The organism is Planosporangium thailandense, from assembly GCF_011947195.1.
Taxonomy (GTDB): Bacteria; Actinomycetota; Actinomycetes; order Mycobacteriales; family Micromonosporaceae; genus Planosporangium; species Planosporangium thailandense.
This window is the reverse complement of sequence record NZ_JAATVY010000008.1, coordinates 67579-90799: the sequence shown is the minus strand read 5'-3', so window position 1 is coordinate 90799 and position 23221 is coordinate 67579. Positions and strand designations below refer to the sequence as shown.

Here is a 23221-nt window from a genome sequence, read left to right as displayed (position 1 = left end):
GCGGGAAGGAGACGGCCATGAGCACCGACGACGAGGTGACCGGCGCCGCTCCGGCGCGCAGACGAGTCGTCCTGACCGGGATCAGCTCGCGGTCCTGGGAGCACCCCGCCGACCGGGGCGCGCTCGCCGCGCTCCGTGAGCTGCGCGGGTTCGACGACGTCCTCAAGGCCCTGTCCGGCCTGTGGAACGAGCGGGCACTGCGGCTGGAGTACCTCGGCAGCGCGATCCGGGTCGACCACCGGCAGTACCCGCGGGTCTACCGGCTGTTCGCGGAGGCCGCCGCGACCCTCGACATCGCCGAACTGCCCGAGCTGTACGTGCAGTACGACCGCTCGATCAACGGCATGTGCATCGGCATGTCCAAGCCGTTCCTCGTGGTCAACTCGGGGGCGCTCGAGCTGCTCGACGACGAGGAGCTGCGCTGCCTGCTCGGCCACGAGCTCGGCCACCTGCTCAGCGGCCACGCGCTGTACCGGACGATGGCGATGGTCCTGCACGACTGGGCCACCCGCCTGGCCTGGCTGCCGGTCGGGTCGCTCGCGCTGCGGGCGATCTCGGCGGGGCTGCGCGAGTGGTGGCGCAAGGCCGAGCTGTCGTCCGACCGGGCCGGCCTGCTCGCCGTGCAGGACCCGCATGTGGCCCTGCGGCTGGGCATGAAGCTCGCCGGCGGCGGGGATCTGTCCGAAGTGGACGTGACCGCGTTCCTCGAGCAGGCAGCCGAGTACGAACGGGCCGGGGACCTGCGTGACAGCATGATCAAGGTCGGGATGGTGCTCGACCGTACCCATCCGTTGCCGGTCGCCCGGGCGGCCGCGCTCCGGTCGTGGGTCGACTCGGGGGAGTACCAGCGGATCCTCGCGGGTGAGTACCTGCGGCGTGACGATCCGCGCGCGTCCTCGGTACGCGAGGACGTGAAGGCGGCCGCCGACTCCTACCGGGAGACCTTCGCCCGGTCCCAGGATCCGCTGGTGTCGCTGCTGCGCCGGCTCGGCGACGGCGCCGGCGAGTGGGTCGGCAGCGGCGCCGGCCGGGTCCGCGACTGGATGGCCGGCGGGCGTCGACCGCGCGCCAACGGTGGGGAATCGTCGCGCGCCGACAACCCGTGGTCGGCGGAGGCCGACGACGACCAGCCGGGCGACCCGACCTGACCTGACCCGGGCTGCCCGCGCCCGGCAACCGGGACAAACATACGATCGCGGTCATGGACGAGATCGAGTTGCGCGCGGCCATCGACCGCGTACTGCCAGGGGTACGGGCGGATCTCGAACGGCTGGTGCGCATACCGGGCATCGCGTTCGAGGGGTTCGACCACAGCCAGGTCGAGCGGTCCGCGGAGGCCGTGGCCGACCTGCTGCGCGGCGTCGGGCTGCCCGACGTCCGGATCGTACGGGCCGGGGGCCAGCCGGCCGTCATCGGCCGCAGGCCGGCTCCGCCCGGCGCGCCGACCGTGCTGCTGTACGCCCACCACGACGTCCAGCCGCCCGGCGATCTCACCGAGTGGCGCAGCGATCCGTTCGAGCCCGTGGAGCGGGACGGCCGGCTGTACGCGCGCGGCGCCGCCGACGACAAGGCCGGCATCATGACCCACATCGCGGCGCTGCGGGCGTTCGGCGACACGCTGCCGGTCGGGGTCGTCGTCTTCGTCGAGGGTGAGGAGGAGTACGGCTCCGAGTCGCTGGAGACGCTGCTGCGCGAATACCGCGACGACCTGCTCTCGGACGTCATCGTGATCGCCGATTCCGGGAACTGGGACATCGGCCAGCCGGCGCTGACGACCGGGCTGCGCGGCATCGTCAACGCGTTCGTCGAGGTCCGTACGCTCGACCACGCCGTGCACAGCGGCATGTACGGCGGCGCGGTGCCCGACGCCCTGACCACCCTGTCCCGGTTGCTCGCCACGCTGCACGACGACAACGGTGACGTGGCCGTCGCCGGGCTCGTCCGCGGCAGCGCCGCCCCGCTGGACTACCCCGAGGACCGGTTCCGCCAGGAGGCGGGCCTGCTCGCTCGCGTCGAGCTGATCGGCACCGGGCGCATCGTCGAGCGGCTCTGGGCCAAGCCGGCGCTGTCGGTGCTCGGCATCGACGCGCCGTCCACCGGCGAGGCGCCCAACGCGCTGGTGCCGGTGGCAAAGGCCAAGCTGAGCGTACGGATCGCGCCCGGCGACAACTGGAAGTCCGCGTACGAGGCGCTCGTGGCGCACCTGGAGCGCCACGCGCCCTGGGGGGCGAAGGTGACCGTGACCCTGGAACAGGGCGGTGAGCCCTGCGTCGTGGGGACCTCGGGGCCGGCCTACGACGCGGCCCGGGCGGCGTACGCCGCGGCGTGGGACGGGGTGGCCCCCGTCGACATGGGCATCGGCGGGTCGATCCCGTTCATCGCGACGTTCCAGGAGCTGTTCCCGGGGGCCGAGGTCCTGGTCGTCGGCGTCGAGGATCCCGACTCGCGGGCGCACGGGCCGAACGAGAGCCTCCACCTCGGTGAGTTCGCGCGCGGCTGCCTGGCTGAGGCGCTGCTGCTGGCCGGCCTGGGTTGATCGCCAGATCTTGGGGAGTTTGGCACCGGATCCGGTGTCAGACTCCCCAAGGTTCAAAAGGGTTCAGGCGCGGGGCGGCAGCTTCACCACGCTGACGAAGAAGTCGTCGATCTGGCGTACGACCTCGATGAACCGCTCGAAGTCGACCGGCTTGGTCACGTACGCGTTCGCGTGCAACTGGTAGCTGCGGACGATGTCCTCGTCGGCCTGGGAAGTGGTCAGCACCACGACCGGGATCTGGCGCAGCTGCGGATCGTTCTTGATCTCGGCCAGCACCTCCCTGCCGTCCCGCTTGGGGAGGTTCAGGTCGAGCAGGATGAGGTCCGGCCGCTTCGCGCCGGCGTACTGGCCCTCGCGGCGCAGGTACGCGATCGCCTCGGCGCCGTCGTTGACCACCGACAGGCTGTTGCGCACCTTGTGCTCCTCGAAGGCCTCCTTCGTCATGAGAACGTCGCCCGGATCGTCCTCCACGAGCAGCACCTCGATCGGGGTGGGCGCGGGGTTGTGCAGGGCGTCGCTCATGACGCGGTCTCCTCGGTGCGGCCGGCGTCGGCGGCCACCGGAGCCAGCTCCGGGTGCTCGGCGGCGGTCTGGTCGGTGGTGGTCGTCGGGTCGGCGGTCGGCTCATGGGCCGTCGTCTCGTGGGCCGTCGTCTCGGCCGGTGTGTCCTCGCCCGCGATCACCGGTAGGGCGATCCGGATCACCGTGCCTTCCCGGGCCTCCGTGTCGAGCCAGATGCGGCCGCCATGGTACTCGATGATCTTCTTGGCGATCGCGAGGCCGATGCCGGTGCCCGGGTACTCGTTCTTCGGGTGGAGCCGTTGGAAGATGATGAAGATCTTGTCGGCGTACTCGGGTTCGATGCCGATGCCGTTGTCGGCGCAGGAGATGTGCCACTCATCGCCGACCCGCTCCGCCTGGATGTGGATGCGCGGCGGCCGGTCCGGGTGGCGGAACTTCAGCGAGTTGGACATCAGGTTGGTGAACAGGGCCGACAGCAGCGGCTCCTCGCCGCGCACGGTCGGCAGATCCGACCAGGTGATCGTGCCGCCGGCCTGCTCGCTCCGCCAGCTCAACTGGGCGGCCGCCTCGGAGACGACCCGGTCCAGGTCGACGTCGGTGAACCCGCTGGTGATACGGCCGATCCGGGAGAACGCGAGCAGGTCGTTGATGAGCCGCTGCATCCGCTGGGCGCCGTCCACCGCGAACGCGATGTACTGGTCCGCCCGCTCGTCGAGCTGGCCGGCGTAGCGGCGCTGGAGCAGCTGGCAGAAGCTGGCCACCTTGCGCAACGGCTCCTGCAGGTCGTGCGAGGCCACGTACGCGAACTGCTCGAGGTCGCGGTTGGACCGGGTCAGCTCCTCGGCCTGCTGTTCGAGCAGCTGATTGGCCTTCTCCAGCTGGAGATGCGCCCGGCGTACGGTGCCGAGGTCGGCCACGATCTGCTGGCGCATGGCGTTGATGTCGCGGGCCAGCCGGGCGATCTCCGTCGGCCCGACGCTTTCGATCTCCCGCTCGTACTCACCTCTCGCCACCCGGCGCACCTCGCCGGCGAGGGAGACGACCGGGACGGTGACCAGCCGGCGCAGCAGCAGCGCCATGGTCAGACCGGCGACGACGATCAGGATCACGGCCAGGACCAGGAGTATCACGAGCAGCCCGAGCGTGCCGCGGACCTGCGTGACCGAGGCGTCCCGGACGGCGGTGACCCGGTCCAGCAGCGCCTGCGCGGACTCGCGCGCCTGGCTGGACCTGGTGGAGTTCGGATCCGCCACGATCGACGGGACGTCGCCGGCCCTACCGTCCCGGACCGCGGCGATCGTCGGCTCGGCCACCTGCGCCCGCCACGCCGCCGACCGCGCCTCCAGCTCCGACAGCCGCGCGAGCACGACGGCGTCGTGCGACAGGCCGCGCATCTCCCGGATCAGGCGCTGCTCCTCGGTGACCCCGTTCCGGTAGGGCGCGAGGGACGCGTCGGACCGGGTCAGCGCGTATCCGCGTACCCCGTTCTCCTGGTCGGCCAGGACCGTGAGCAGCTGCCCGCAGTCGGTCCGCAGCGGACCGACCTCGTCCATCAGGACCTTCACCTGTGAGCGGCTGGTCTCCGCCGTGGCGACCGCCGCGACCCCGATGACGGTGAGCAGGAGGCCGACGAGCGCGCAGATGACCGTGATCCGCCGACCCAGTGTCCACTTCACCATGTCGTCTTCACCATGTCGCACCAGCCGCGTTGACCAGCAGCATCGCCACGTCGTCGGCCAGCGGCTCGCCGTTTCGCAGCTCCGCCTGGCCCACGAGCCACCGGGGCAGCTCGTGCGGCGTGGCAACGCTCTCGCGGTACTCCTTGAGCAGGGTGCACAGACCCTCGACGCCCAGCCGGTCGCGGGCGCTGCCGCCGAGGCCCTCGATGAGGCCGTCGGTGTAGGTCAGCAGTGCCCAGTCCGGGGCGGGGAGGTCGACGTCGACGGCCGGGCACGAGGTGCCGGGCACGACGCCCAGCACCAGGCCCGGGTCGACGTCGCAGGGGACGGCCCGGCCACCCGTCAGCAGTACGGGCGGCGGATGGCCGGCCAGCCGTACGGTGGCGCGAGCGGCGGGCACGTCGACGGTGACCATCGCCACCGTCGCGAAGAGCTCGTCGGAGCGCCGCTCGCTGACGAGCACCTGCTCCAGCGCCGGAAGTACGTCGTCGTCGGGCACGCGGGCCAGGACCAGCGCCCGCCACGCCACCCGCAGCGTGACGCCGAGCGCCGCCTCCTCCACGCCGTGGCCGCAGACGTCGCCGACGAGCAGTTGGAGCCGGCCGGGTGAGACCTCGACGACGTCGTAGAAGTCGCCGCCGAGCAGCGCGCGGTGGCGGCCCGGCCGGTAGAAGGAGACGAGCCCCGCGGTGGTGGGGTCGATGAGCGGCTGGGGGAGCAGGCCGCGCTCCAGCCGCGCCGACTCGGCCTGGCGCAGCTCCGCTTCGCGCAGCCGCCGGGCGTTCTCGTCGGCCCGCTTACGTTCGACGGCATAGCGCAGGGCGCGCGTCAGCAGGACCCCGTCAACCTGGCCTTTGATCAGGTAGTCCTGGGCGCCCTCGCCGACCGCCGCGATGCCGAGGTGCTCGTCCTCGAGGCCGGTGAGTACGCAGACCGCGACGCCCGCCGCCTCGTCGAGCAGTTGGCGCAGGCCGCTCAGGCCACTGGCGTCGGGAAGGCCGAGGTCGAGCAGCACACAGTCGACCGACCCCAGCAATGGGCGGGCCAGAGCCATGGTGGCGGCGACCTCGAGATCGACCGGGGCGCGGGCCTCGTGCAGCAGCTCCTGCACCAGGAAGGCGTCACCGGAATCGTCTTCGACGAGGAGGACCCGCAGCCGATCGGTCGCGCCGACGGGCCCGGGCGGTGCCAGGTGGCCGAGGCGTGCCTGCTCATGGCGGGCGGTGGTCGTGTCGGGAATGGTCACGCGGGCAGGCTCCACCGTCCGGCGGTGCCCCGCCCATCCGTACGGTCCGCTCTGGCACGCATGCATGGATCCTCTCGCAGGCCGGTCGGTAAAGCCAAGCCGGCCGACCGGCTAGTGCCGTCCAAAACGGGTGCAAGTGGTTATTTGTGTGAAAACGACAACGCTCTCGCGATCGTAGGTGGCGGGGGCGTGACGCAGAGCCGATGTGCGGTCCGCCCCTCGGTGAGCGGCGCAGCGGCGATCGCGCTACGCACCGTATTCCACCCGGGCGATGGGTGTAGCTCGGCGAGACTCGTCACACCGACGTGTTAGACAACAACGCCGGAACGTTGAATGTTTCGCGTGTGGCGGTCGACCCGGGCGTGTCATCGATGGATTGCTCGGGTACGGCAGGATCGAGAGGAACTCATGTATGGAGGTGCAGCCGTGACGGCTCTCGCGTCGGGACCGGTCCAGGATGCGCTCGGTGACGTCGCCCGTTTCGTACCCAGATTGATTTTGTTCCTGGTGATCCTGGCCCTGGGCTGGCTCGCCGCCCGATGGCTCCGCGCCGGCGCGAGTCGGCTGCTGCAGCGCGTCGGCTTCGACCGGGCGGTGGAGCGTGGGGGACTCGGGCGGCTGCTGGCCAAGACCTCGTACGACGCCCGGAGCCTCGTCGCGACCCTTGTCTACTACGCGGTGCTGCTGTTCACGCTCCAGTTGGCGTTCGGCATCTGGGGGCCCAACCCCGTCTCCACGCTCATCGCGGGAATCGTGGCCTGGCTGCCCAAGGCTTTCGTCGCGATCATCATCGTCGTGATCGCCGCCGCCGTCGCGTCCGGAGTGCGCAACATCGTCACCGGCGCGCTCGGTGGCCTGTCGTACGGGCGGCTGCTGGCCAACGTCGCTAGCGCGTTCATCATCGGCATCGGTGTCATCGCCGCGTTGAACCAGATCGAGGTGGCCACCTCCGTCACCACACCGGTGCTCATCGCGATCCTCGCCACCCTGGCCGGGATTCTCATCGTGGGCGTGGGCGGTGGCCTGGTGCGCCCGATGCAGGTGCGCTGGGAGACCTGGTTGAGCCGGGCCGAGCTGGAACGGCTGCGGGTACGCGAGCAGCTGCGCGTCGCCGCCGAGCAGCGGGAGGAAGCCGCCCGCCGGGAGCAGGAGGCGCGGGAAGCGGCCGAGCGCGAGGCGCGTGAAGCGGCTGAGCGTGAGGAGGCCGCCCGCCGCGAGCGGGAGGCGCGGGAGGCTGCCGAGCGTGAAGAAGCCGCGCGGCGGGAGCGCGAGGCGCGGGAAGCTGCCGAGCGTGAGGAGGCCGCCCGCCGCGAGCGCGAGGCGCAGGAGGCGGCTGAGCGGCAGGCTGCCGCTGAGATGCAGGCGAGCGCTGCGGCTGCTGCGGACGTGACCCAAGCATCCGAGGCGCTCGCGGCACCGGCTGCATCCGAGGTGCCCGAGCAGGCGGCGCCGGTCGAGCCGCCCAGGAAGCGGACGAGTCGACCGAGGACCACCGCCCGGGATCGGGCCGGGCAGGCGGCGCAGCGGGCCGAGGCCGAAGCGGGCACGTTGCCGCAGGCACCGCCGTCCGACGACCCGACCATCGCGATCTCTACCAGCGAGGTCCAGGCGCTCGCGGGAGGGGCGGCCGGCGGGACTCAGGATGCCGAGCCGACCCAGCCCATCGCGCTGCCGGTCACCGGTACAGCGGACGCTGCCGGTACGGCGGACGCTACCGGTACGGCGGACGCTGCCGGCGGGGCGGACGACCCGGAGCGTACGCAGGTCATTCCCACCGCCGAGGTGCCGCAGCCGGAGAAGCCGGCCACCCCACGCCGCCGACGGCCGCAGGGCGGCACCCAGAAGTGACATGATCGTGAAGGGTTCGTGGGGCCAGGACCCCATGAACCCTTCACGATCACGAATGGCGCTGACACATCCGCCGGTACGTGCCGTCCACGGCAACGAGATCGTCATGGCCGCCGCGCTGGACGATCCGGCCGCCGTCGACGACGACGATCTCGTCGACCTCCGCCAGCCCGGTCAGCCGGTGGGTGATCAGGACGGTGGTCCGCCCGCGCGTCACGGCGAGCAGGTCCGCGGTGAGCGCGTCGGCGGTCTCCTCGTCGAGGTGCTCGGTCGGCTCGTCCAGGATCAGGATCGGGAACTCCGCCAGCAGCGCGCGGGCGAGCGCGAGCCGCCGGCGCTGCCCGCCCGACAAGCGGGAGCCCTGCTCGCCCACCATGGTGTCGAGGCCGTTCGGCAGCGAGTCGACCCACTCCAGCAGCCGGGCGTCGGCGAGCGCGGCCCGTAGCCGCTCATCGTCGGCGCCGCGATCGCCGATCCGCAGGTTGTCCCTGATCGTGGTGTCGAACAGGCGGGCGTCGTCGGTGAGCAGACCCACGACGGTGCGGACGTCATCACCGGCGAGGTCGCGGGTGTCGACGCCGCCCAGGGTCACCTTCCCGGCGCTGGGGTCGAGGAACCGTACGAGCACCGCGGCGAGCGTGCTCTTGCCCGAGCCGCTCGGCCCGACGACCGCGACCCGCCGGCCGGGTGACAGGGCCAGATCGACATCGTGCAGCACGTCGGGCCCGCCGGGCCACCGGGCGCTCACGCCGATCAGCTCCAGCCGGTGATCGGCGGGCAGGGGCGCCGGCGCGGCCGGTTCCGACACGGGGTCGGGCTGGTCGAGCAGGCTGAACACCCGCCCGAGGGCCGCGCGGGCCGTCGCCAGTTGGGCGGCCGCGGCGGGCAGCCCGGAGACGGTGTCGAAGACCGCGAACGGGGTGAGCACCACGACGGCGAGGACGACGCCGTTCAGGGTGCCCGCCCGTACCGCACCGGCACCCAGCGCGAGGCCGGCCCAGACGCAGGCGCCGGTGGCCAGGGCAACCAGGCCGGCGCCGAGCCCGACGCCGGCCGCCGACCGGGCGGTCGCCCTGCGCAGCCGGTCGTCGGTCTCGGCGAGGGCGGCGAGCCGGCGGCGGGCCGCGCCGAACGCCACGAGATCCGGCAGGCCGCGCAGCAGGTCGACGGTTGCCGCGGACAGCTCGCCGCGCAGCGGCGCGGTACGCCGGTCGGCGCGCCGGGCCACCGTGTGCTGGATGGCCGGCACGCCGACCGCCACGAGCAGGAGTCCGGCCGCGAGTACGACCCCGGCGCCGGGCAGCAGGGCGCCGAGGAAGCCGGCGGTGGCCGCGCCGATCAGCGCCGCGACGATGTAGGGCAGGACGACCCGTACGAGGACGTCGAGCGCCGCGTCGACGTCGGCGACGAAGCGTCCGACCAGGTCACCGGCGCGCAGCACCGGCAGGGCCGCCGGCGCCAGCCGCTCCAGGCGCTGGTACGCGAGCACCCGCAGCCGGGTCAGTACACCGAACGCGGCGTCGTGGCCGGCGAGCCGCTCGACGTAGCGGAACACCCCCCGGGCGATGCCGAAGGTGCGTACCGCCACGATCGCGACGGTCAGGTAGAGCACGGGCGGGTGCTGCGCGGCACGTGAGATCAGCCAGGCGGAGGTCGCGGTCAGGCCGATCGCGCTGCCGGCCGCGAGGACGCCGAAAAGGACGGCGAGCGCGAGCCGGGGCGCGAGCGGCGAGGCGAGACGCAGCAGCCGCAGCATCGGCCGCCGATCTTGGACACTTGTGCCACCTATAGGTCGCTCAGGTGTCCAAGATCGCGGAGTGGCGGTCATGTTGTCACCGCCTCGACCACCCGGCCGGCATCCATCCGGACCACCCGATCGGCCAGCGCCAGCAGCGCGGGCCGGTGCGCGACCAGCACGACGGTGCGGCCGGCCGCCAGCCGGCGCACCGCCTCCAGTACCGCCGCTTCGCTCTCCCCGTCGAGGTTCGCGGTCGGCTCGTCCAGCAGCACCAAGGGCGCTTCGGACAGGAACGCTCGCGCGAGCGAGACCCGTTGCCGCTGGCCGGCCGACAGCCCGGCGCCGCCGTCGCCGACGCGCGTGTCCAGGAAGTCGGCGGCCAGCGCCGCCTCGGCCGCCGAGCGCACCGCATCGGGAGGGGCGTCCGGGGTGCCCAGCCGGATGTTGTCGGCGACCGTGCCGGCGAACAGGTACGGCCGCTGCGACATCCACACCACGTGCCGGCGCCACGCGTCCGGGTCGAGGTCGGCCACGTTCACGCCGCCCACGATGACCCGGCCGGCGTCCGGCACCACGAAGCCCAGCAGCACCGAGAGCAGCGTCGACTTGCCGCACCCGCTCGGACCGGCCAGCGCCACGACCTCGCCGGGCACGATGGTCAGGTCGACGCCGTCGAGGGCCGGCACCGCGCGGTCGGGGTAGCGCACCGTGACATCGGAGAGCACGATCGGGCCGGCCGGGACGTCGGTACGGGCGCCGCGCGGCGGGGGCTCCTCTTCGAGTACTGAAAAGACCTGCTCGGCGGCCGCGAGCCCCTCCGTGCTGGCGTGGAAGTGGGTGCCGACCAGCCGCAGCGGCAGGTACGCCTCCGGGGCCAGGACCAGCACCAGCAGGGCAGTGTGCAGGTCGAGCCGGCCGTTGACCAGGCGCAGCCCGACCGCGACGGCGACCAGGGCCACCGAGATCGTCGAGATCAGCTCCAGTACCAGCGACGACAGGAAGGCCAGCCGGAGGGTACGCATGGTGGCCCGCCGGTGCTCGTCGCTGACCCGGCGGATCGTCTCCGCCTGCGCCTTAGCCCGGCCGAACACCTTGAGGGTGGGCAGGCCGGCCACCACGTCGAGGAAGTGGTGGGCCAGCCGGGTCAACATCCGGAAGCTGCGCCGGTTGCGGGCTTCGGTGGTGAGCCCGATGAGCGCCATGAAGATCGGGATCAGCGGCAGCGTGACCGCGATGGTGACCGTGGCCAGCAGGTCGGCCGGCACCAGCCGGGCGAGCACGATGAACGGCACGATCGACGCGAGGACGAGCTGGGGCAGGTAGCGGGAGAAGTACCCGTCGAGCGCGTCCACGCCCCGGGTGGCGAGCGTGGTCAGCTCTCCACCCCGCTGGCCGGTCAGCCAGCCGGGGCCCAGGCGTACGACGTGGTCGAGCAGCCGCTCGCGGAGCTGGGTCTTGACCGCGGCGGACGCGCGGTGCGCGGCGAGTTCCTGCGCCCAGGCCGCCACCGCCCGGCCGACGACGACGGCGCCGAGCGCGAGTAGCGTGCCGCGCAGGGCGTGCAGCCCGGCGCCGTGGAGGAAGACGTCGGTGATGCCGCCGGCGAGCAGGGTCGCCTGCGCGACGATCAGCCCGGCGACGGACAGGCCGAGGGCGACGGAGGCGGCCAGGTACCAGCGGGTCGCCTGGGCGTAGCGGAGCAGCCGGGGGTCGAGCGGTTTCACGATCTCGCCGCGCCGGCGGGGGACGGTCTGGACGTCACGGGCGGGATCTGCTGGGCGCCGATACGTTTGCGGAACACCCAGTAGGTCCAGCCCTGATAGAGCAGCACCACGGGAATGAACGCTACCGCCACCCAGGTCATGATCCGCAGCGTGTACGGGCTGGCGGCGGCGTTGGTGATCGTCAGGCTGTACGCCGGGTCGAGCGTCGACGGCAGCACGTCCGGGTGGAGCGCGCCGAACAGGGTCGCGGTCGCGGCGACGATCGTCACCGCGGTGGCTCCGAATGCGCGCCCCTCGCGACCGGCGCGGACCGCGATCAGCGCCGCGAGCAGGGCCGCCGCGCCGAGGGCGGCGGTGACCGCGGTCGCGGTGGTGCCCCGGGTCAGCTGGAGCCAGGCCAGGCACCCGGCGACGGCGACGAGGGCCGCGACGCCGGTCCGGCCGGCGACCGCCCGCGCGCTGTGTCGGATGTCACCGGTGGTCTTCAGTGCCACGAACACCGCGCCGTGCGTGGTGAACAACAGCAGGGTCGCGGCGCCGCCGGCCAGCGCGTACGGGCTGAGCAGGTCGAGCGGCCCGCCCGCGTACTGGTGGTCGGCGTCGAGCGCCACCCCGTGCACGACCGAGGCGAAGATCGCGCCCCACAGGACCGCCGGCGCGAGGCTGCCGAAGACGATGGCCCGGTCCCAGTTGCGCCGCCAGCGGTCGCTGTCGACCTTTCCCCGGTACTCGAACGCGACGCCGCGCAGGATGAGCGCGACCAGGATCACCAGCAGCGGCAGGTAGAAGCCGGAGAAGAGGCTCGCGTACCACTCGGGGAAGGCGGCGAACGTGGCACCGGCGGCGACGATCAGCCACACCTCGTTGCCGTCCCAGACCGGCCCGATCGTGTTGATCAGCAGTCGGCGGTGGGTTTCCGACCGGCCCAGCACCGGCAGCAGGATGCCGACGCCGAAGTCGAAGCCCTCCAGGAAGAAGTACCCGGTCCACAGCAGCGCGATGAGCGTGAACCACACGTCGGTGAGCGTCATGGTGAGCACCTCTCAGTACGCGAAGGCAAGCGGGCGGTCTTCGGCCGGGCGTTCGTCGCCCGTGGGCACCTGCGGCGGGCCGGCCTTGGCGTAGCGGACCAGCAGGAACACCTCCACCACCGCCAGACCGCCGTAGAGCAGGGTGAACACGGTCAGCGACGTGATCACGCCGCCGGCGCCGACCGCCGGCGAGACGCTGTCGTCGGTGTGCAGGATCCCGAAGACCGTCCAGGGCTGCCGGCCCGTCTCGGTGAAGATCCAGCCGAACGAGTTGGCCAGCAGCGGCAGCGCCACCGACCAGCCGGCGGCCCGCCAGAACACGCGGCTCGTCGGGGTCCGGCCGCGCCTGGTCAGCCACAGCCCCACCAGTCCGAGCGGCACGCAGATCAGGCCGAGGCCGATCATCAGCCGGAACGACCAGTACGTGAGGGGAATGTAGGGCTTGTAGTTGCCCGGCCCGAAGCGCTGCTCGTACGCGCGCTGGACGTCGTTGATGCCCTCCACGGCGGCGTTCGGGTCGCCCTTGCCCAGGAAGGACAGGACGTGCGGCACCCGCACCGCGAACGTCTCGGCGCTGCCGTCCAGCGGCCCGATCGAGAACAGCGAGAACGACGCGGGCTGCGAGGTCTCGTACAGCGCCTCGGCGGCGGCCATCTTCATCGGCTGCTGCTCGGTCATGATCTTGCCTTGGACGTCACCGGTGACGGCGACGGCGGCGCCGGAGAGGACGATGGCCCACAGCGCCAGGCGCAGGCTGGGCCGGAACACCGTGATCTCGTTGCCGCGCGCGAGGTGCCACGCGCAGACGCACAGCATCAGTACGGCGGAGGTCAGGAACGCCGCGGCGACGGTGTGCGGGAACGTCACCAGCGTCGTGGAGTTGGTCAGCACGGCAACGATGTCGGTCAGTTCGGCCCGGTGCGTGGCCGGGTTGATCCGGTACCCGACGGGGTGCTGCATCCACGAGTTGGCGGCGAGGATGAAGTACGCCGAAAGGATCGTGCCGATCGAGGCGAGCCAGATGCTCGCGAGGTGGGCCTTCTTCGGCAGCCGGTCCCAACCGAAGATCCACAGACCGAGGAACGTGGACTCGAGGAAGAACGCCAGCAGCCCCTCGATCGCCAGTGGCGCGCCGAAGACGTCGCCGACGAACCGGGAGTACGCGCTCCAGTTCATGCCGAACTGGAACTCCTGCACGATGCCGGTGACGACGCCCATCGCGAAGTTGATGAGGAAGAGCTTGCCCCAGAACTTGGTGGCGCGCAGGTACTGCTCCTTGCCGGTGCGTACCCACGCGGTCTGCAGGAGTGCGACCAGGGCCGACAGGCCGATCGTGAGCGGTACGAAGAGGAAGTGGTACAGCGTGGTTACCGCGAACTGCCACCGTGCGAGGTCCAGCGCGTGCATGAGACCCGTCCCTTCCGATCCCAGCGGGGAGGCGGTTACGGACCAAGCGTGCGGCCGGGCAGGCGACCGACCGTCCAGCGGGGGCATCGATCGCGGGCCTGGTCACATTTAGGTACCGTGCCTACATGTAGACACGGTACTCTTAGCGGCTCAGGTGCCGGCGGGAAGCGCTCAGGCGGCGGCGGGCTCCGACCCGTCGTCCTCGGCGAGCGTGATCAGGTTCTCGATCTCGGTCGAGCGCAGCGGCTTGGCGAAGTGGAACCCCTGGGCCAACCGGTACCCAAGCGTGTGCAGCCGTTCCGCCTGCGCCCCGGTTTCGACGCCCTCGGCGATCGCCCGCAGCCCGAGCGCCTGCGCGATCTCGATGATGGAGGTGGCGATCGCCTCCTGCTCGACCGTACCGGTGACCCCGTCCACGAAGGACTTGTCCACCTTGAGCACGTCAACGGGGCAGGTACGCAGCAGGCCCAGCGAGGAGTGCCCGGTACCGAAGTCGTCGAGCGCGATGCTCACGCCGAGCGCGTGGATGGCCGCGACCGTCTCCACCGCGCGGCCGCCACCGAAGACCGCGGTCTCGGTGATCTCGACCGTCAGGTGGCTCGGATCCAGTCCGGTCTCGGCGAGCACCGCCGCGACCGTCTGCGGGAACGTGGGTTCGAGCAGTTGCCGGGCCGACACGTTGACGCTCATCCGGTCCGGTGCGGCGTCGCCGTACCGCTCCTGCCACTCGGCGGCCTGCCGGCACGCCGTCCGCAGGATCCAGGTGCCCATCGGCACGATCAGGCCGGTGCGTTCGGCCACCGGGATGAAGTGCAACGGCGGCACCATCCCGTCGCGCGGGTGCTCCCAGCGTACGAGCGCCTCGACGCCCACGATCCGGCCGGTCGGCAGGTCGACGACCGGCTGGTACATCAGGTGCAGCTCGTCGCGTTCGAGCGCGTGGCTGAGCTCCGCCGCGAGCTGGGCGTGCTCGACCGCGCGGGCGTCCAGCTCCGAGTCGTAATGGACGTACCGGTTCTTGCCCAGCTCCTTGGCCGCGTACATGGCCAGGTCGGCGCGGCGCAGCAGGTCCTCGGCGGTGCAGTCGGCCTCGTTGTCGGCCAGCCCGATGCTCGCCTGGATCAGCAGGTCGTGGTTGCCGGCGTTGAGTGACGCGCCGAGCGCGCCGATGATCCGTTCCGCGACGTGCGAGCCCTCGCCGGTGCGCAGGTCGGTCAGCAGGATCCCGAACTCGTCGCCGCCGAGCCGTGCGACCACGTCGTCGGGCCGCATGCAGGCGCGCATGCGGGCGCTCACCGCCACCAGGAGCGCGTCGCCCACCCCGTGTCCGAGCCGGTCGTTGATGGTCTTGAAGTCGTCCAGGTCGACCAGGGCGACCGCGACGGTGCCGGGTGCGGCGGTGGCCAGGGCGCGTTCGATGCGCGTGGTGAACAGCGCCCGGTTGGCCAGCCCGGTCAGCTCGTCGTGTGACGCCTGGTAGGCCAGCTGGTCCTGGTAGCGCCGGGTGTCGGACACGTCGCGCGCGTTGGAGACGTAGCCGTGCACGCTCGGGTCGTGCAGCAGGTTGGTATAGGTGATCTCCATCCACCGCCACGAACCGTCAGCGTGGACCATCCGGGCCTGGTGGCGGAGGCTGACGCTTGGTTCCCGCTTCAGTTGCCGGAACAGCTCCTTGACCTCGAGCAGGTCGTCGGCGTGTACGGTCTCCTGGGCCCGCTTGCCGATCCAGTCCTCCGGCTCGAAGCCCATCACCCGCCGCGAGCCGGGGCTTACGTACACGAAGCGTCCGGCCGCGTCGATGATGCTGATGACGTCGTCGGAGTTCTGCACCAGGGACCGGAAGCGCCGCTCGTGCCGGCGCAGTTCGAGCATGCTCGCGTCCACCTTGGCCAGGAGCCGGCTGTTGTCGGCGAACGCGAAGAGCTGGCGGATCACGACGAGCGCGGTCATCGCGACCGAGCCGGCGACCATCATCTGGATCCCGCCGCGGCTGTCGCGCACCGCGATGAGCAGCAGCGCGTCGGTGCAGGCGATGGTCGCGTACGGCATGACGTTGAAGGCCCGGCGGCGTCGGTGGCCCCTGACCTGCAGTTCGGAGGCGGCGCGCCGCTGCAGCACGGCCGCGACGACCACGCCGAGGTAGGTCGTGGGAATGGCGGGCATCAGGATCGACAGGTCCGGCCGGTGCGCGAGCATCGACGAGTTGACGACCAGGAGCGCGCTGAGGGCGGCCACGCCGGCGAGCACCCCGATGGAGCGCCGGTCGACGCCGTGGTTGCCGGCGAGACTCGCTCGCATCGAGACCGTGATGACCATGGTTGCCAGTACCGCGATCGCCGTGAAGACCATGGCATTGCTGCCGAAGAGGTACCGGTTGGACGGGCGCTCGAGGATGAAGTACGACAGCAGCAGCCCGACCGCCACGGCCATGATCGCGATGTCCAGGCCGGCGGTGAGCCATTCCCGGATGGCGCGACCGCGTACCGGCTTGCGTAGCAGGCCGCCGGTGACAAAGACGACCGACATGCTGAACAGGGCGACGCTGAGCGGTCCGACGTGCTGGACCGGGGCGGCGCCCGCCAGTGCGTCGTACGCGCTGCTGACGAGCGCGAGGGTCACGAAGATCGCGGCGATCGCGAGGCACCGCCAGAAGCGCCGGGCCGGCGGGGCCAGGCCCGGCTCGCGGGCCGCGCTCCAGGCGGCGACCAGGCCGAGGAGAGTGCTCAACGGCAGCGGCAGCCACCCGAGGACCGTCGATCCGAACGGGTGCACCAGGCGCAGGACGAACCAGGCGACCGACGCGACGGTGACCACCGCACCGGCGACGAGCAGGGTCGACACCGACGGCTGCATTGCTGGTACCGACACCACGCCGGACGGGCGACACGCCGGCGGCGTCGCCGGGGCGGCGTCGCTGCGCGTATCGTCATCACGGTCCATTTCCTGCACCCTCTGACGTAGCACCACTCGCTGATGCGAGACATGTTTGACGTCGGCGTCCGGCGTGCGGACCTGAGGACTCTTTTCGTGGATCTTGCCGCCGCCAGTGGTACTTTGTCCCCATTAGCGCTGAGTCATTGACCCGTGAGACCGCCCGCAGGTACGTGGATGCCTGGACCGGCGGTGACCGCGATGGTGTCCGCCGCCTGCTCGCCGACGACATGCGCGCCGAGTCCAACCTCGACGGCGAGAGCGATCTCGGTTCGCCGGAGCGGCTGGTGGCGGCGCTCGGCCGGTTCGCCGACCACCTGGACGGGGTCAGCCTCGTCACGGAGACGTACGCCGCCGGCCGGGCCGTCCTGATGTGCGACTGCCGGGTCGGCAACCGCGCCGATCCGATCCGTGTGATCGACTTTCTGGATATCCGCGCCGACGACGGCTTGATCGAGCGGATCCGACGCGTCTACGACGTTGCGGCCCTGAAGCGGGTGCTACCCGGGTTGTCTGGATAACCGTCACCAAACCGTCGCCGGACGCCAGAAGGGGCGCCGGAAGACCGGCGCCCCTTCTGCCCCCGTGCCGACGACTCAGCCGTTGACCATCGCGGTCGGTACCGAACTGCGCATCAAGCCCTTACTCCCGCTGCGACGGCGTTGACGACCACCTCGAGCGGAGGCATCGGCACGGGCAGCGTGGTGTCGAGGCCGAGCAGGACGGCGACGGCCTGCTCGGTGCGCACGGACGCGAGCCCGTCGCCGTAGGGGTTGCCCGACGCGGTCATCGAGTCGCGCAGAGCCTTGTCGTCGAGCAGCCGGGAGGCCTCGTCGACGATCAGGTCAGCGTCGGTGCCGACCAGCTTGGCGCAGCCGGCGTGCAGCGACTCCACCCGTTCGGTGACCTCGCGCAGCACGAGCGCGGGTACGCCGAACGACGGCGCCTCCTCCTGGATGCCGCCCGAGTCGGTCAGCACCAGGTACGCGTGCGACAGCAGCCGCGACAGCGCCGGGTAGGGCAGGGGATCGGTGACGATCACCCGCTCCACCCCGGCGAGCCCGGCGTCCACCTGGGCGCGGACCGCGGGGTTGGGGTGGCTGGGCAGGACGACCTGGATGTCGGGGTAGCGGCGCACCAGCGCCCGTACCGCACCGAGGATGCGGTCGAGCGGGGCGCCCCAGGACTCCCGGCGGTGCGCGGTGACCAGCACCAGCCGGCTGCCACCGGCGACCGCGCGCTCCAGGCGGAGGTCGTCGAACGGAAGCTGGCGGGCGGCCACCGCGAGGGTCGCGTCGACGACGGTGTTGCCGGCGATGAAAACCTGCGAGGCCGGCACCGACTCGTTGAGCAGGTTGGTGGCCGCGAGCGACGTGGGGGCGAGGTGGAGGCTGGCCAGTTGGCCGACCAGCCGCCGGTTGGCCTCTTCGGGGAACGGCGACTCCAGGTCGCCGGAGCGCAGCCCCGCCTCCAGGTGCACCACGGGGATGTGGCGCCAGAACGCGGCCATGGCGCCGGCCAGGGTGGTCGTGGTGTCGCCCTGCACCACGACGGCCGCCGGCTGGCGCTCGGCGAACAGCGCGTCGAGCTGCTTGATCATCTCGGTCATCAGCTCGGGCTGGGAACCGGTGACCCGCTCGACCCGCAGGGTCACGTCCGGCTCCAGGGCGAAGGCCTCGAGCGCCTGGGTGACCATCGTCGGGTGCTGGCCGCTGGCCACGAGGACCGGGGTGACCCGGCCCGCCGCCCGCATGGCGGCGGCCACCGGCGCGAGCTTGATGGCTTCGGGGCGGGTGCCGGCGATGAGGTGGACTTCCGGGAGGGACATCGGGTGCCTGTCTTCCTGGGTACCGCATCCGTGCGAGGGGTTGAGACCGGCGTCCGTGCCGTTGTCGCTTCTGTTGGTGAGTGCTCTCACGTCGGGTTTGTCGCTTCGGCCAGCCGTTCGGTCTTGGCCCAGGCGTTGCGGCGGGTGAGCTGGCGGCCGATCGCCCGGTACGTGCTGACCAGACCGAGCAGGAGGAACGCCGGGTAGCACAGGCCGGCCAGGAGGCAGCGGCGCAGCTTCTCGTCGCGCAGTTGCAGCCGGTGCAGCACGCCCCAGGTGAGGAACGGAGCCACCATCGCGGCGAGCCACACCGCCACCGTCGCGAGCAGCTGGAGTCGGGAGTGGATGGTCGGGCCGTCGGCGAGATGCCACAGCGAATATCCGGTCACCGCGGTCATGACGACCGTGCCGACCGCGTTGAGCCACGGTGCGAGCAGGTAGTACAGCATCTCGACCATTGCCGCGTTCGAGATGTGCGCGGCCCGGTACAGCTTGGGCACGTAGCGGATGCACTGGAGGTTGCCCTGTGCCCAGCGGGTGCGCTGGCGCAGCAGCCGGCGGACGTCCACCAGCCCCTGTTGGGTGACGGCGGCCTGGGCGGTGTAGCGGATCCGTACGCCGGCCAGGTGCAGCCGCAGGCCCAGCTCCAGATCCTCCACCAGGCACGACGACCAGGGGGCGTCGCCGAGCAGGGCCAGCGCCGACAGCCGGGTGAACTGTCCGTTGCCGCCGAGCCCGACCGTACCGAGGGAGTTGCGCATGAGCTGGCTGGCGTTGGCGATGCAGGCGAACTCCATGTCCTGCACCGCGGCGAGGATCCGGTCGCGATTGTGGATGCGCACGCGGCACTGGACGGCGCCGACCTCGGGATCGCGCATCGCGTCCGAGACGTTCACCAGCATGTTGGCGCTGCCGCGACCGTCGCCGTCGATGACGCCGACCGCGACGCGCGCCGGATCGTCGCCGTCGTCGGCGGTCTGTTGCCGGATGTAGCGGTAGGCGGCGTTGAGCGCTTCGCCCTTGCCTTTCCGCGCGTTGGGGAGGGTGCGGCGGAGCACCCGGAGGTTCGGGTCTTCGATGGCGGCGATGACGTCCGGCGTACCGTCGTCGGAGCCGTCGTCGACGACCAGGACCCGGGTACGGGTGCCGGCCGGTCCGCGCAGCGCGAGCGCGTTGCGGGCGGTCCGTCCGATGACCCGCTCCTCATTGAGGCAGGGCACCACGATCCAGAAGACGCCGGGCTCGTGCCCGGCAGATGGTCCGAGGTCGCCGCGTCGGGTGTCACCGGGCGCGGTGGCGCCGAGCCCGGTGTCACCACGTCTGGCAGCGCGGCGTCTGTGCCGTGCCGCGTACACGCTGTCGCGGGCGGTGTAGAACACCAGCGCGACGTTGTACAACGGCCAGGCCACCAGCAGCGCAACGCCGATGAGGAGCAGGGTCATCGTCGGGTTGGTTCTCTCGCGTTCGGACGCCGTTGCTAGCGGACGTCGCCGCGAGCGCGAGCCGGGCGGACACGACCGGATCGAACCAGTAGCAACCCGGTTGCTACCAGAAAGAACCCGATCAGCGCCACGAGGGCCGCATTGTTGCCGGTTACCGGGAGCATCGCTGCTGATCCTCCCGATACAGCGATCGGCCCGAGCACCTTCGGTTGTGACATGTCGGCCTCCCCTGCCTGACATATGGCTGATTCGCGAAGCGATGAGGCGCCAGTTGCCGCTGGCGCCTTGTCGCGTTCCGAACGCTATGGGTCGTCACTGACCGTTACAAGGGCCAGAAGGCCGCAGCGCAGGAATCTGTCCGACCAGGGGACAACGGCCCATCATGTTCATCGATTGCTGATCACGATTAGTAATCATCGTCGAACGGTATGCGGTATCGTCCCTGCTCAAGTCGGCTTGCGAATGACCGCACCACCCTTACTCTCCGCGTTGATGCCGAGAGGTCCCACTGTGGACGGGCAGCCGATCGGGTTTCGCCGCCTCTGGGTCGGACATAACGGGTGATTACCGTCTGTCACGGCGCATTGCTAAGTAAGGTCATCTCCTGGCGACCGAACCGACGTTGCGATCCCACAGCTCGAAGGCTTTCAGCCGGACGTCGACGGGCACCGGTGTCGCCTTCGGCGCGTCGCTGATGAGGCTGTCGTACTCGGGCCGGCCGAACTGCCTGATGACATCCTGGCTGTCGGCCGGCGCCAGGTCGATGGTCGCGCCCTTGACCGCGGGGCCGGGGTAGAAGTACCCCTTGTCGAAAATCACCGCCTGCTGATTCGGCTGCAGCGCGTACCGGATCAGGCTGAGGACGGCCGCCAGCTTGTCCCGGTCGACGCCGACGGGGACCACCGCGTAGTGGGCGTCCATCACCCAATGGAAGCCCTGGAGGGTGGAGACCTTCATTTCGGCCGGTACGGTGCCCAGCGCCCGGGAGTTGATGTCCCAGCCCGTCGTGGTGGCGATGATGTCGACCGTGCCGCTCGCGAGATCGGTCATCGTCTGCCCCGTGCTGACCGGGTACGGCGGGTTGTACGGCGCCATCTCCGCCAGGTACTCCCAGGTCCTGGTCCAGGTCTCGGGCTGGGTCGGGCTGCGGTCGCCGAGGATGTACGGCAGGCCCATCAGCAACGCCCGCGCCGGCCAGGAGTTGCGCGGCTGGGCGTACTCCACCTTCCCCGGGTGCTGCTTGGCGTACGCGAGAAGCTCGTCGGCCGTCGTGGGTGGGGTGGGCACCGTCTTCGGGTTGTACATGATGAGCGGCCCGACCGGGCTCTCGGCGAGGGTGACGCCGTACCCCTGCGCCAACTGCTGCATCATCGCCGCGTCCGGGGTGTGGATGGTGCTCAGCGCGGGCAGTCTGGCGTCGTACGCGGGGGTGAGCTTCAGCCACGTCCCCTGCGCCAGGCCGGTGGCGAGGCCATCGGAGTCGGTGAGCACGAGATCGACGTCGAGCCGTCCCGCCGCCTGTGCCGCCTTGATCTCCGCCGGCGCCTGCAGCGGGCTTCCCTGCGCGGTGACGATTCTGGTGACGACCTCCGGGTGTTCTTTCTGGAAGTTGTCGAGGATCCCCTGTGTCAGCTGGAGATCGCCGGCGAGGTCGAGAACCTTCAACGTCTGCGGCTTCGACGGCTTGTCGGGAACGGCCGCGCCGGTGGTCGGCGCCGGGCGGGCCTTCTTCGCCGGCTCCGACCAGGTGCATCCGGTAGCCGTGAGCGCGCTCGCGGCCAGGGCGACGGACAGCGCGGCGGTGACCGCGCGGGCGCGCCCGCGCCGGGCGGGGCGGCGGGGCAGAGGTCTGGTCATCGTCGTCGCTCCCCAACCGGTTATGGACCGAGTCAATCCGGGCCCCTCTGCTCGCGTCAACCCCGCCTGTGACAAACAGGACCGGTGGCGGCCATCCGATCGGACCGGACCCGCCGGGCCAGTAGGCTTCCCGCCGTGCGCCCGACCGAACTGCTCGCCCTCGACCGCGCCCACGTGTGGCATCCGTACTCATCCGTGCCCGGAACGTCGGCCCCGCTCGTCGTCGAGTCGGCCGCCGGCGTCCGGCTGCGCCTCGCCGAGCCGTTCGAGGGTCACCGGGAGCTGATCGACGGCATGTCCTCGTGGTGGGCGGCCATTCACGGGTACGCCCACCCGGTGCTCGACGCCGCCGTCCGCGATCAGCTCGGCCGCATGAGCCACGTCATGTTCGGCGGCCTCACCCACGAGCCGGCCGTACGGCTCGCCACCCGGCTGGTCGAGCTGAGCCCGGCCGGCCTCGAACACGTCTTCTTCTCCGACTCCGGCTCGGTCGCCGTCGAGGTCGCCGCGAAGATGTGCCTGCAGTACTGGCGCTCGGTCGGCCAGCCGCGCAAGCAGCGGCTGCTGACCTGGCGGGGCGGATACCACGGCGACACGTTCCACCCGATGTCGGTGTGCGACCCCGACGGCGGCATGCACCACCTCTGGACGGGCGTCCTGCCCCGCCAGGTCTTCGCCGAGGAGCCGCCGGTGGAGTTCGAAGCCGCGTACGCCCGGCACCTGGTCGCGCTCATCGAGGCGCACGCCGACGAGCTGGCGGCCGTCATCGTCGAGCCGGTGGTGCAGGGCGCCGGGGGGATGCGGTTCCACTCGCCGGAGTACCTGCGGGTGCTGCGCGAGGCGACGACCGCCGCCGGCGTGCTGCTCATCTTCGACGAGATCGCCACCGGCTTCGGCCGTACCGGCGCCTACTTCGCCGCCGACCACGCCGGCGTCAGCCCCGACGTGATGTGCGTGGGCAAGGCGCTGTCCGGCGGGTACCTGTCGTTCGCCGCGACCCTGTGCACGACCGAGGTGGCCGACGGCATCTCGCGGGGGAGCGTTCCGGTGCTGGCGCACGGGCCGACCTTCATGGGCAATCCGCTCGCGTGCGCGGTGGCGAACGCTTCGCTGGACCTGCTCGACGGCGGTGCCTGGCGGACCGATGTCAAACGCATCGAAGCCGTCCTGCGGTCGGCGCTCGCGCCCGCCGTCGGGGCGCCCGGCGTGGCGGACGTACGCGTGCTCGGCGCGATCGGGGTCATTCAGCTCGACCACGAGGTCGACATCGCCGCCGCGACCCGGGCCGCCGGCGCGCAAGGGGTGTGGCTGCGGCCGTTCCGGGACCTGGTGTACACGATGCCGCCGTACGTGACCGAGGACGCCGACGTCGAGCGGATCGCCGAAGGGATGGTGGCCGCCGCGACCGCCGGCTGACGCTGTAGAAGTCGAC

At 71.4% G+C, this 23221-nt stretch carries 15 protein-coding genes and 1 pseudogene; 5 read left to right on the top strand and 11 right to left on the bottom strand.

Annotated elements, in window-relative coordinates:
- The first annotated feature begins 17 nt into the window (after positions 1-17).
- The gene (locus tag HC031_RS13970) at positions 18-1148 is read left to right on the top strand and encodes a M48 family metallopeptidase (RefSeq protein ID WP_167925718.1); all 1131 of its coding nucleotides are present in this window, start codon (positions 18-20) and stop codon (positions 1146-1148) included.
- Positions 1149-1201: 53 nt separating this feature from the next.
- Complete coding sequence (locus tag HC031_RS13965; RefSeq protein WP_167925717.1) at positions 1202-2536, top strand: dipeptidase; 1335 nt, start codon at positions 1202-1204, stop codon at positions 2534-2536.
- Between the two features lie 63 nt (positions 2537-2599).
- Here the strand turns inward: HC031_RS13965 and HC031_RS13960 are convergent, their stop codons facing one another.
- The 3 genes from HC031_RS13960 to HC031_RS13950 are packed head-to-tail and all read right to left on the bottom strand — an operon-like array spanning position 2600 to position 5983.
- The gene (locus tag HC031_RS13960) at positions 2600-3058 is read right to left on the bottom strand and encodes a response regulator (protein WP_167925716.1); all 459 of its coding nucleotides are present in this window, start codon (positions 3056-3058) and stop codon (positions 2600-2602) included.
- Complete coding sequence (locus HC031_RS13955) at positions 3055-4737, bottom strand: sensor histidine kinase (RefSeq protein ID WP_167925715.1); 1683 nt, start codon at positions 4735-4737, stop codon at positions 3055-3057. The genes HC031_RS13960 and HC031_RS13955 overlap by 4 nt, the downstream gene beginning before the upstream one ends.
- 7 nt (positions 4738-4744) lie before the next feature.
- Positions 4745-5983 (bottom strand): PP2C family protein-serine/threonine phosphatase, encoded by a 1239-nt coding sequence (locus HC031_RS13950; RefSeq protein ID WP_420813634.1) that lies wholly within the window; start codon positions 5981-5983, stop codon positions 4745-4747.
- A 408-nt stretch (positions 5984-6391) separates the two neighbouring features.
- On the opposite strand from HC031_RS13950, the pseudogene HC031_RS33090 reads away from it, so the two are divergent.
- Positions 6392-7243 (top strand): annotated as a pseudogene (locus tag HC031_RS33090) (membrane protein); the annotation flags it as partial.
- 637 nt (positions 7244-7880) lie between these two features.
- Here the strand turns inward: HC031_RS33090 and cydC are convergent.
- The 5 genes from cydC to HC031_RS13920 all read right to left on the bottom strand — a co-directional run bounded on the left by cydC (position 7881) and on the right by HC031_RS13920 (position 16671).
- Positions 7881-9587, bottom strand: a complete 1707-nt coding sequence (cydC, locus tag HC031_RS13940; protein ID WP_205862716.1) for a thiol reductant ABC exporter subunit CydC — start codon at positions 9585-9587, stop codon at positions 7881-7883.
- 68 nt (positions 9588-9655) lie between these two features.
- Positions 9656-11293 (bottom strand): thiol reductant ABC exporter subunit CydD, encoded by a 1638-nt coding sequence (gene cydD / locus HC031_RS13935; RefSeq protein ID WP_167925711.1) that lies wholly within the window; start codon positions 11291-11293, stop codon positions 9656-9658.
- A complete protein-coding gene (cydB, locus tag HC031_RS13930) occupies positions 11290-12324 on the bottom strand; it encodes a cytochrome d ubiquinol oxidase subunit II (RefSeq protein WP_167925710.1) in 1035 nt (344 codons plus the stop codon). The genes cydD and cydB overlap by 4 nt, the downstream gene beginning before the upstream one ends.
- Before the next feature lie 12 nt (positions 12325-12336).
- Positions 12337-13731: a cytochrome ubiquinol oxidase subunit I gene (locus HC031_RS13925; protein WP_167925709.1), complete on the bottom strand. Its 1395-nt coding sequence runs from the start codon at positions 13729-13731 to the stop codon at positions 12337-12339.
- Between the two features lie 171 nt (positions 13732-13902).
- Positions 13903-16671, bottom strand: a complete 2769-nt coding sequence (locus HC031_RS13920; protein WP_167925708.1) for an EAL domain-containing protein — start codon at positions 16669-16671, stop codon at positions 13903-13905.
- 137 nt (positions 16672-16808) lie between these two features.
- Here HC031_RS13920 and HC031_RS13915 point away from each other — a divergent pair, with 137 nt between their 5' ends.
- Positions 16809-17183, top strand: a complete 375-nt coding sequence (locus HC031_RS13915; RefSeq protein WP_167925707.1) for a nuclear transport factor 2 family protein — start codon at positions 16809-16811, stop codon at positions 17181-17183.
- Positions 17184-17296: 113 nt separating this feature from the next.
- On the opposite strand, the gene wecB is transcribed toward HC031_RS13915, so the two are convergent.
- The 3 genes from wecB to HC031_RS13900 all read right to left on the bottom strand — a co-directional run bounded on the left by wecB (position 17297) and on the right by HC031_RS13900 (position 21789).
- Positions 17297-18490, bottom strand: coding sequence for a non-hydrolyzing UDP-N-acetylglucosamine 2-epimerase (wecB, locus tag HC031_RS13910; RefSeq protein WP_167925706.1), 1194 nt, complete (start codon positions 18488-18490; stop codon positions 17297-17299).
- A gap of 86 nt (positions 18491-18576) precedes the next feature.
- Entirely contained in the window at positions 18577-19932 is a 1356-nt protein-coding gene (locus tag HC031_RS13905; RefSeq protein WP_167925705.1) for a glycosyltransferase family 2 protein, read from the bottom strand.
- A 597-nt stretch (positions 19933-20529) separates the two neighbouring features.
- Positions 20530-21789 carry an extracellular solute-binding protein gene (locus HC031_RS13900; protein ID WP_167925704.1) on the bottom strand — a complete coding sequence of 420 codons (1260 nt, stop codon included), beginning with the start codon at positions 21787-21789 and terminating at the stop codon, positions 20530-20532.
- A gap of 135 nt (positions 21790-21924) precedes the next feature.
- Here HC031_RS13900 and HC031_RS13895 point away from each other — a divergent pair, with 135 nt between their 5' ends.
- A complete protein-coding gene (locus tag HC031_RS13895) occupies positions 21925-23205 on the top strand; it encodes an adenosylmethionine--8-amino-7-oxononanoate transaminase (protein ID WP_338090649.1) in 1281 nt (426 codons plus the stop codon).
- The last annotated feature ends 16 nt before the right edge of the window (positions 23206-23221 follow it).